At 33.8% G+C, this 9,778-nt stretch carries 10 protein-coding genes; 2 read left to right on the forward strand and 8 right to left on the reverse strand.

The features are described from left to right. Window positions 1-12 precede the first annotated feature (12 nt). From speB to MMARC5_RS09395, 5 genes are all read right to left on the reverse strand, one after another. Complete coding sequence (gene speB / locus MMARC5_RS09375; protein ID WP_011869566.1) at window positions 13-861, reverse strand: agmatinase; 849 nt, start codon at window positions 859-861, stop codon at window positions 13-15. A 40-nt stretch (window positions 862-901) separates the two neighbouring features. Further along, window positions 902-1,744: a polyamine aminopropyltransferase gene (speE, locus tag MMARC5_RS09380; RefSeq protein WP_011869567.1), complete on the reverse strand. Its 843-nt coding sequence runs from the start codon at window positions 1,742-1,744 to the stop codon at window positions 902-904. Further along, entirely contained in the window at window positions 1,741-2,109 is a 369-nt protein-coding gene (gene speD, locus MMARC5_RS09385; RefSeq protein ID WP_011869568.1) for an adenosylmethionine decarboxylase, read from the reverse strand. Before speD ends, speE begins: the two co-directional genes overlap by 4 nt. A 129-nt stretch (window positions 2,110-2,238) precedes the next feature. Further along, window positions 2,239-2,733, reverse strand: coding sequence for a pyruvoyl-dependent arginine decarboxylase (locus MMARC5_RS09390; protein ID WP_011869569.1), 495 nt, complete (start codon window positions 2,731-2,733; stop codon window positions 2,239-2,241). Window positions 2,734-2,914: 181 nt separating this feature from the next. Continuing rightward, window positions 2,915-4,816 carry an IGHMBP2 family helicase gene (locus tag MMARC5_RS09395; protein ID WP_011869570.1) on the reverse strand — a complete coding sequence of 634 codons (1,902 nt, stop codon included), beginning with the start codon at window positions 4,814-4,816 and terminating at the stop codon, window positions 2,915-2,917. A 119-nt stretch (window positions 4,817-4,935) separates the two neighbouring features. On the opposite strand from MMARC5_RS09395, the gene MMARC5_RS09400 reads away from it, so the two are divergent. Further along, window positions 4,936-6,507 (forward strand): dihydropteroate synthase-like protein, encoded by a 1,572-nt coding sequence (locus tag MMARC5_RS09400; RefSeq protein WP_011869571.1) that lies wholly within the window; start codon window positions 4,936-4,938, stop codon window positions 6,505-6,507. Window positions 6,508-6,575: 68 nt separating this feature from the next. On the opposite strand, the gene MMARC5_RS09405 is transcribed toward MMARC5_RS09400, so the two are convergent. Together MMARC5_RS09405 and MMARC5_RS09410 are read right to left on the reverse strand one after the other, a co-directional pair. Then, window positions 6,576-7,031, reverse strand: a complete 456-nt coding sequence (locus tag MMARC5_RS09405) for a 30S ribosomal protein S15 (RefSeq protein WP_011869572.1) — start codon at window positions 7,029-7,031, stop codon at window positions 6,576-6,578. Window positions 7,032-7,159: 128 nt separating this feature from the next. Beyond that, complete coding sequence (locus tag MMARC5_RS09410) at window positions 7,160-7,675, reverse strand: nicotinamide-nucleotide adenylyltransferase (protein WP_011869573.1); 516 nt, start codon at window positions 7,673-7,675, stop codon at window positions 7,160-7,162. 130 nt (window positions 7,676-7,805) lie between these two features. Here MMARC5_RS09410 and MMARC5_RS09415 point away from each other — a divergent pair, with 130 nt between their 5' ends. Then, window positions 7,806-9,431, forward strand: coding sequence for a tRNA uridine(34) 5-carboxymethylaminomethyl modification radical SAM/GNAT enzyme Elp3 (locus MMARC5_RS09415; protein WP_011869574.1), 1,626 nt, complete (start codon window positions 7,806-7,808; stop codon window positions 9,429-9,431). A gap of 13 nt (window positions 9,432-9,444) precedes the next feature. Here the strand turns inward: MMARC5_RS09415 and MMARC5_RS09780 are convergent, their stop codons facing one another. Further along, window positions 9,445-9,600, reverse strand: coding sequence for a hypothetical protein (locus MMARC5_RS09780; protein ID WP_011869575.1), 156 nt, complete (start codon window positions 9,598-9,600; stop codon window positions 9,445-9,447). Between the last annotated feature and the right edge of the window lie 178 nt (window positions 9,601-9,778).

The raw sequence follows: 9,778 nt of genomic DNA on the forward strand, positions 1-9,778 counted from the left end.
AAAATTGACTTATTATTTGTTTATGGTGAGTATCAATTCACGAATGATTTTTGCCGCTGTAACAGATGTAATCTTGCCGATGTCGTAATGAGGTGAAACTTCAACCACGTCGAAACCAATAATCTTTTCTTTAATTTCTTCCAAAAGGTAAAGTGAATTCATAAGTTCTTTTGGAGTAAACCCGCAAGGCTCAGGGGTTCCAGTTCCTGGTACAAATGCAGGATCGAGTACATCAATGTCAATTGTCAAGTAAACCGGTTTTTCAAGTTCTTTAATCTTTTTGATATCGTCTTTTGTAGGCATTTCCATTGAAATATTGGTGTTCGCCCATCCAAATTCCCATTCGTCTTGGTCGCCACTTCTAATTCCAAATTGGAAGATATCTTTCGTTAAATCGTAACTTCTTCTCATCACACTTGCATGGGATTGTTCGTTTCCCATATATTCTTCTCTTAAATCACAGTGTGCATCAAAATGAATTACTGCAAAGTCATTGTAAACTGATTTTACAGCTTTTACAACAGGGTAAGTTACAGAATGTTCTCCACCAATCATTACAGGAATTTTTTTAGCTTCTAAAATATCTTTTGAAGCATTGTATGCCCGGTTTATGATTTCAGACTGGTATCCTTCCATTAAAAGATTGTACTTGTCGCAAATTTTTACATCGATTAAATCTCTCTTTAAAATCGGGCTAAATGTTTCAAGTCCCCACGAAGCGTTTCTAACTTCATCCGGTCCAAATCGTGCCCCAGGTTTGTATGAGGTTGTAGCATCAAATGGGATTCCAAAAATAACAAAATCAGCATCGTTAAAATTATCATAAGCGGCAATAAACTTGGAGTAATCTTCAAAATACATATGATATCACCAAATAAATAAACAATAAAAAAGTTAGGAATTAATCTTTTAAGTATCTAGGTGTAGCTAAAAATACTCCTTTGTGAACGTCCTGGTCGTAGTATTTTGTAGCCATGTCGTTTAATTTGTTTTCAATTTCTGAAATATCTGAATTTAATGGGTCGTTTTTCTTTGAAGCCAAAGTAAAGCTCCAGAATCCGCTCGGGTATGTTGGAATGCTGCAGACGAGTGGTCTGATCGTTGAAAAGCCAGCATCTTTTAAGTGTCCTTTGATTTTATTTATCAATTTTTCATGTAAAAGCGGGCTTTCAGTCTGCTGTACCATGATTCCGTCTTCATTTAAGCATTTGAAGAGGTTGTTGTAAAACTCTTTTTCAAATAATCCTGCAGCAGGGCCTACTGGGTCAGGGCAGTCTACAAGGATTACATCGTATTTTTCAGTAGTTTCTGCAACGTATTTTATTCCATCCGTGATGATCGTGTTTACTTTTTCGTTGTCTATTTCGCAGCTTAATGTTGGAAGGAATTTTTTAGCAACCTCCACAACCTGTCCATCGAGTTCAACGAAGTCTATTTTTTCAACACTTTTATGTTTCAAAACTTCCCTAACGGTTCCGCCATCTCCACCGCCGATAACAAGAACTCTTTTAGGGTTTCCGTGAGTAAAAAGTGCAGGGTGTGAAATCAATTCGTGGTATATGAATTCATCTCTTTCACTAGTTTGGTACGTGTTTTCTAAGATCAAGACCCTTCCAAATTCGTAAGTGTCAAGAACCTGAATTTCTTGGTATTCGGACTGTCCAACGTAAAGGATATCTTTTAATTTAGTTGAAAGGCTTAAATTTTCAGTTTGTGGTTCTGTATACCATGCATCAAATTTCATTCTTTCACCTCATCAACTTCAATGATTCCTCTTTTTATGTCCATAACGTCTATTTTTTCCGGTTTTAAGAATTTCTGAATTTCTGGAATGGTATCGTGTGGAGTAACGTGTTCTCCGCAGGTAAATACATCCATTGCAGCGTATCTAAGTTCAGGCCATGTGTGAATACTTATATGACTTTCGGATAGTACTGCAACCCCGGTTACCCCCTGGGGTGAGAATTTGTGTGTTTTTACACAGATTAATGTAGCTCCGCATGCTTTTACTGCATCAACAAGCATTTTTTCTATACCTGGCTGGTCATCCAGGGCTTGATTCTCGCATCCCCAAAGTTCGAGGATGATGTGTTTTCCTAACTGTTTCAACGATCTCGCCTCTTTTCACGTTTTTTTTGTAGTTTATGTTTTTTTGGACAGTTTTGTTTAAAATCATGGTTTCAATATCCCACATATGTGAAATTTTAGGATAGTTTCTGTTTACAAGTATATATTATTTTATTTGTACCAGAGGGCCGCAGCTGCAAATGCACATCCGATGTTTTCAACGGTATGTTCTGAAGCGATTGAAATGATTTCGTCGATTTCCCAGCCCCTCATTTCGAAACCTTCTTTAGCCATGTTTCTAACTGTGTCTTCACACTCTTTTTTACCGCCAACGCATTCGTATTCCATGATAAGACCGCATAATTCTTTATCTTTTGGAATCGCAACGCTGATACCTGCTGCAACGGTTTCACCTTTTATTTCGCTTATTTGGTAACCGTATGCTGTAGGAACGAGTGAACCTTGCGGGATTTTTGGGAGTGGAATAATGTCTGCTTTTGGTGGCATGATACTGCTGATCCTGATCAAGTTTAAGTTTCCGATACCTGATTTTAACAGTGACATGTCGAAAGCATTAAGGGGGTTGTTTGAATCTCCAGTTCCTGCAACAAGGGAAATCGTGTTTGGAGCTTCAAATGGAGAATGTATTGCGCTTGTTTTCATCATAAGGATAGACACCTCTCGTATTTTTTAAATTTTTAAATTTTAAATAGCTATACAAAATAGAGAATAATAATTATCAAACTAAATAAAATATAATCATATATAAATCATTCGGTTGCAAAAACAAAAGGAATAAAGCGGCATTATTTAATTATTTCGGGAAATATTCAATCTTTTCTTTTGATTATCGGTTATCATTGAAACAATTTAAAAATTTTGAGTATGCATCGTCCTTTATCAATAAATTTTTGGAACCGACAACTATCAACTTTCTTCTCGCCCTAGTAACTGCGACGTTTAATCTTCTAAGGTCTTTTAAAAATCCCATTTTATCAGTTCGAACGAATGAAATTACTATAACCTCATTTTCTCGGCCCTGAAACCCGTCAACGGATTTAACATCTATTTTATCCGTATTTAGCATTTTGGAGATATATTTTACCTGTGCATCATAAGGGGTTATCACACTTACCGGAATTTCATATTTTTGAAGTTTTGAGACAATTTCTAATACCTTTTCGGCTTCTTCAACGTTGTATGATGATTTAAATGAATCCTGCTTTTCTTCTCCATCAACATTTATAAATTGAAGCGATTTTTCATTTATAATGTATTTATCTTCGTTTGAAATATTTTCTACAATCTCAAGTAAATTGTGCGATTTTACAGATTCGTGAGCAATAAGCTTATTTTCATAAAACATTTCATTTGAAAATGCCATGATTTTTTCATTCATCCTGTACTGTACTTGAAGGATCTTTGAAAAATCTGGATTTTCATTAATCATTCTTTCAAAAAGTGTTTTTTTAAGTTCTAGTTCATCACTGAGTACTGTTGGCGGGAGCTGTTTGTGATCTCCTGCAATAATCAATTTTCTTGATATTACAATTGGGATTAATGAAGAAGGTTCCATCGACTGACTTCCTTCATCAATTGCACAAACATCAAATTTGTAATCTTCTAAAATATCACTTCCAGCCATGGAATTTGTCGCAACAACAACATCGCTAGCTGATACGATATCGTCAATTATCTTTTTTTCAAATTTTTGGATATTTTCTTTTAATTTAGCGATATTTTCACTGCAAATTACCCAGTCAGCCATTTTTTTGATGGTTTCTTTTGGAACGCCCCTTATATCCTTATTCAATTTTGAAAAAATAATGATATCATCGTCAGTCATACCCCGTCTCCATTTTGGGTCAGGTCTTTTGAAACTTTTCCTCAAATCATAATTTTTTTGAAGATCCATTTTCATCTTTTTTAAGGTACTGTAGTTTGGATGTTCTGTAATTTTATTTTGAAGGGAATATTTCATCAATTTTTTAGAAATTCTTGAAGGGTGCCCGATTCTAACGATTTTAAAAGATTCATACTTTGAAATGTTTGATAAAATATTATCAACTGCAATGTTTGAATCAGCAGTTGCAATGACTTTGTTTTTTCTCAAAACTTCCTGTAAAATTACTTCCGAAATGGTTCTCGTTTTTCCAGTTCCCGGAGGCCCGTGTATCAAATATAAATCTCTTGCACCAAGTGCTTCTAAAACAGTTTCTTGTTGGTATTCATTTAAACTGTAATCTAAAAAGCGAATTTCTGTTTTTTTAGATTTTTTTGGCCCATCTAATCCCAAAATAATATCGATAAGCCGATTATCAGTACTGTTAAATTTATCGAGTGCATTTAGCATTCTTTTAAATGTAACGTCATTTACGTAGAGGTCGATTCTTATGTCGTTTAAAGCCCATTTTGGAACGACTTCCATTGAAACGTCCACGTGGTTTGATCCAATTTCAATTACAGTTCCCAATAGATCGCTATGCAGGGGATTTCCTTTACTTATTAAAACGACATCTCCAACAGAAATATCGGTTTTCTTAAATTTTTCACGTCTTCCATATCTTACAACGTATTCTCCAAATAATTCCCGAAGAACTTTTCCGTTTAAGTTTAAAATGGCTCTTCCAACATTTTCACGTTTTATTCCTAATTTTTTAATCTCTTCTTTGTGAAAATTTATTTCGTGGTCGCGCTCTTTTCTAACAAGCCCTTTAAATTTATTGACGTATATCTGCTTCAAAGTCATCGTATCACAAACATTATTAGCTACTAGAAATATATGTAGTAGTAATTTTTAAGATTATTCCTAAAAATCAGAAATTTCTCGGATTTCCATTTAAAAATTCCATATTTTTCGGTGATTTAATGAAAATACTTGTTATAACTGGAAAGCAGGCTATTAATAAAGTTTCATCTGTGGTAACAAATTACGGCTTTATAGATGTTTACGAAGCCAAAATTTCAATTGCTGCTTTTTTAACCCCTAATTTTATAATAAAAGAAATAAAAAAGCTCGAAGATTCTAAAAACAAAAAATTATCCGAAATATATGAATTTGTACTGGTAACTGGACTTATAAGGCACGACTTAGCAAGAATTTATGAAGAAACTGGAATAAAATGTTACAAATCAACAAGGGAAGCTTCAGATATTCCAGTTCTGATAAAAAATCTCGATAAAATCAAACTTTCAACAGTAGATTATGCAGATTCGCAGATTGCTAAATTTATACGTGAAAATGCCGAAAAAGATATCAAAAATGCCGAAAAATTACCATTAACTTCGGGAAATATCAATATAGGAAATTTAAAAGTTGGAAACGATTACCCGATGAGGGTACTTGGAGAAATTGTTCACGTTCCTTGGCTTTCCAAAGAAGAACTCGAAGAAAAAGTAAATTATTATGTTGAATCTGGAGCAGATATGATTGATTTAGGAATGGTTAGTAATGAAGATTATTCTAAAGATTTAAAGCAGATAATCAAAACTGTACGGGATATTACTGATAAACCAGTAAGTGTTGATACATTAAATACTAAAGAACTCATCGAAGCAGTAAATTTAGATGTAGATATGATTTTAAGTGTGGACTCTGGAAATTTCGATGAATTGCTTCCTTATTTAAAGGAAAAAAACACGGTATCGGTAGTTCTTCCAACGAATTACAAAACAAACGAAGTTCCTAAAAAAATCTCAGAAAAAATTCAAAACATGGAAAAAATTCTTGAAAAATTCAAAGAAAATGATTTATTGGCTGTTGCAGACCCTATTTTAGAGCCGATAAACAACAGTGGGTGTAATTTCACAGAAAGTGTTATTGCGTGTTATGAATTCAAAAAAAGAAACAATATTCCAATGTTTTTTGGAATTGGAAATGTTACCGAATTATTCGACGTTGACAGTAATGGGGTAAATGCAAGCATTGCAGCAATAGGCCAAGAAATCGGTGGAAATATTTTGTTTACTCCCGAAGCTTCAAAAAAGTGTAAATTTTCGATAAAAGAATTAAAAACTGCATCAAAAATGTTATTTTTAGCAAAAAAACGAAATTCACTTCCAAAAGATGTCGGATATGATCTTATCAATTACAAGGATAAAAAATTCGACGAGGAGTTTGAGTTAGAAGATGTAAAAATAATTGAAGCATTCGAAAATGAAAAACAACTTCTTGATAGGGGAAGCTTTAAAATTCGAGTTGATCGAAAAAATAAAGAAATAAATGCAACTTATTATGTACACAACCAACCAAAATTAATTATCCGGGGGAATGATCCTAAAAAAATCTATGAAACTGCCTTAAGAGAAAATTTAATTACTAAAATGGATCACGCGGCATATTTTGGAAAAGAACTTAGAAATGCCGAACTTGCACTAAAACTTGGTAAAAAATACAATCAAGACTTTGAACTCTTTTACAACGAATTCTGGAATCAATAAAATATCATAAAAACATTAACATACTGTTTTAATTTTTCAAAAAAGAATAAAAAAAGAAATTAATTCGATTATTCGACCAATAATCTTGCAGTTTCTGGTGAGTATCTCCATTTAGCAGGCAATACTTTGGTGCCTCGGTAGTACTTTACCAATCTTCTGATTTTTGATTCGATTAATTTTAAACCAACTGTTGAGTGTGTGTCTCTGGGGTTGTTTTCCAAGTGGTTTCTCAAGTTGATTGCTTTTTTCATTAAGTTGAAGAGATCTTCTGGAACTTCTGCGTAAAAACCAGCTTCTTTCATGATTGATGAAACGCTTTTGCCGGTGATTAATTTTACGTTAGGAACTCCGTACATGTCTCTTAAAATGTTTCCGATAATAGCTGACTGTTTACCGTCTTTTGCCATTTCAACGATTTTTGCTTCAATTTCCTCAGCGCTCATTGAAACCCATTCTGGAACTTCTGTTCTTAATGGTCTCGTTGAACCGGAGGAACCTCTTTTTCCTGAGTGTAATCTTGCCATATGTATCTACCTCTAGATGATTCCCAGTCCAATGAGTAAGGTTATTACCTAGTCATTGACTTAAACTCCTAAGTTCGGTATATTATATATAATTATTGGGTATTTTCGAAGTTAAATTTAATGGTGAATTACTCTTCATCGTAGTCTTTTTCGTTCAATCTTCTAATTCTGTTGATTCCATCTATTTCTTCAATTACTTTTACAACTTCTTCGGGAACCAGGTGTTCCCAAGTACTTCCATCAAGCATTTTTTTCCTTATTTTTGTTCCAGAATAATCTGTTCTGTTGTATAATTCTGGTTTTTTAACTGCGTAGTTTTTTTCAGAGAATAATTCCCTAACAAGCGAATTTCCAGTATATACTGTTGTAAATGGCGGAGTTAATGATTCAACAGATGAAACCCATACTGCGTTATAGTCTATATCGTTAATTGGAATTGCATAATAGTTTATATCGTAATTTTCAAGGGTTTTTGTAATCATCATCATTCTTTCTCCCGCAGTGAACGGGTCTGTTAAAGTATGGCTTTTTTGACAGCTACCAATACCGATGATAATTTCGTCAACTTCTTTCGAAATCTTTTTTATTATTTCCAAATGCCCCTTGTGAAATGGCTGCCACCTGCCGATTAGAAAAGCTCTCATAAAACCACCAATTTCAGTAAAAAGATAAACATAAATATAATTTAATAAGATAATCGAATAAGAATTACTTAATAAAGTTATATTCTGTTTTTATATATTACTGTTTATTCATGCCGAGACAGGTGATTTTTTGAGCGACTATTCAGAATTTATACGATGCATCATTTCTAATCTTTTAGTTGAAAAGGAAAAAATAAAGGATCTGGATCCAAAGAGGAAAAAACAAAAGGTAGAGGATATCAAGGCGAGATGTCTTCGTAAATTTAATTTAAATGTGGGATTCCCTCCAAATTCAGATATTATTAGTCAGGCTTCAGAAGAAGAAAAAAAGGAATTACTTCCCCTTTTAAGAAAAAAACCAATAAGAACACTTTCGGGTGTTGCAGTAGTTGCAGTGATGACTTCACCTGAACCCTGTCCTCATGGAAAATGTTCGTTCTGCCCTGGCGGAAAGGAAAGTAATTTTGGAGATGTTCCACAGAGTTACACTGGAAAAGAACCTGCAACAATGCGGGGAGTGATGTATAACTTTGATCCATACGTTCAGACCAGTGAAAGACTTTCGCAACTTGAGAAAGTAGGTCACCCGACAGATAAAGTAGAACTGATAATAATGGGTGGAACTTTTCCTGCAAGAGACATTGAATATCAGGAAAATTTCATAAAACGATGTCTTGATGCAATGAATGGTGAAGTTTCAGAAACACTTGAAAAGGCACAGGAAAAAAACGAAACTGCAAAGCACAGGTGTGTTGCACTTACTCTTGAAACAAGGCCTGATTACTGCAACGAAAAAGAAATCAATGAAATGCTTAAACTTGGAACTACCCGAGTCGAACTTGGAATTCAAAGCACAAATGACGAAGTTTTAGAGTTTGTAAAACGAGGACACGGAACTGATGCATCAATTAAAGCAACCCAGCTTTTAAAAGATAGTGGATTAAAGGTTTCATACCATTTAATCCCTGGACTTCCAAAGACAACTCCAGAACTGGATAAAGAAACAATTAAAACCGTATTTGAAAATCCAAACTTCAAACCTGACTTGATTAAATTTTATCCCTGCCTCGTAATTCCAGGAACAGAAGTCTATGAATTGTGGCAGAGTGGAGAATTTGATCCAATGACTGACGAAAAGGCAGTAGATGTTATTACATATGGAAAATCAATCATGCCAAAATGGGTCAGGACCTCAAGAATTCAAAGAGATATTCCTGTAACTGTAATTGATGCAGGCGTTAAGAAAAGTAACCTTGGAGAGCTCGTTTATAATAATTTGGAAGAAAAAGAAATAAAATGTAAATGTATACGGTGCAGAGAAGTTGGCCATGTTACATACAAAAAAGGAATAAAACCTGATTTAGAAAGTATTACCCTATGCAGGGAAGATTATGAATCAAGTGGTGGAAAAGAGATATTTTTATCGTTTGAAGACACCAAAAACGATCTTTTAATTGGATACTTAAGACTTAGAATTCCAAATAATCCATTTAGAAAAGAAATAACCGATAAATCTGCACTCATAAGGCAGGTTCATGTTTGCGGACAGCAGAAAGAACTCGAAGGTAATTCAAAAGAACTTTCATGGCAGCACAAAGGTTATGGAAGACTTTTAATTGATGAAGCTGAGAAAATTGCGAAAGAAGAGTTCGAAAAAGACCAGATGTTGATCAACAGTGGAATTGGAGTCCGGGAATACTATAAAAAACTAAGGTACAAAAGAGTAGGTCCGTACATGGGCAAAAATCTTAAATAATTTCTTTTTTAAATTAGTGTAAGATGATAGATGCAATTACCATAATGTTGAATGCGTAAGCTGCGTATTTTATTGTATTGTTTCCCCTGTATGGCCGTTTAAGGTCGTTTGAAATTTCATCGATTTCTTTTAGTTCTAAGTCCGTTGTTTTGACTTTGGTATTTATCATAATTTCACCTTCTGTTAGGTATTACTATGAAATACTCCCTATATATAGATATTTGCTCATTATAAATCGTGATAGATGTTTTTAATGAAAAATAATGACAGATTGGCCGTCTTTATTATAATTATCGATAATGATAAATACAAAAAAATTAATCTATAATTAAGCAAAAATTAAGTGA

This window comes from Methanococcus maripaludis C5 (genome assembly GCF_000016125.1).
Classification (GTDB): Archaea; AGJL01; Methanococci; order Methanococcales; family Methanococcaceae; genus Methanococcus; species Methanococcus maripaludis_D.

Coding starts and splice junctions, on each gene's coding strand:
- MMARC5_RS09390 (WP_011869569.1), bottom strand. CDS start 2,733: ATGATGAAAACAAGCGCAATACATTCTCCATTTGAAGCTCCAAACACG.
- MMARC5_RS09410 (WP_011869573.1), bottom strand. CDS start 7,675: ATGAGAGCTTTTCTAATCGGCAGGTGGCAGCCATTTCACAAGGGGCAT.
- speB (WP_011869566.1), bottom strand. CDS start 861: ATGTATTTTGAAGATTACTCCAAGTTTATTGCCGCTTATGATAATTTT.
- MMARC5_RS09780 (WP_011869575.1), bottom strand. CDS start 9,600: ATGATAAATACCAAAGTCAAAACAACGGACTTAGAACTAAAAGAAATC.
- MMARC5_RS09395 (WP_011869570.1), bottom strand. CDS start 4,816: ATGACTTTGAAGCAGATATACGTCAATAAATTTAAAGGGCTTGTTAGA.
- MMARC5_RS09405 (WP_011869572.1), bottom strand. CDS start 7,031: ATGGCAAGATTACACTCAGGAAAAAGAGGTTCCTCCGGTTCAACGAGA.
- MMARC5_RS09400 (WP_011869571.1), top strand. CDS start 4,936: ATGAAAATACTTGTTATAACTGGAAAGCAGGCTATTAATAAAGTTTCA.
- speE (WP_011869567.1), bottom strand. CDS start 1,744: ATGAAATTTGATGCATGGTATACAGAACCACAAACTGAAAATTTAAGC.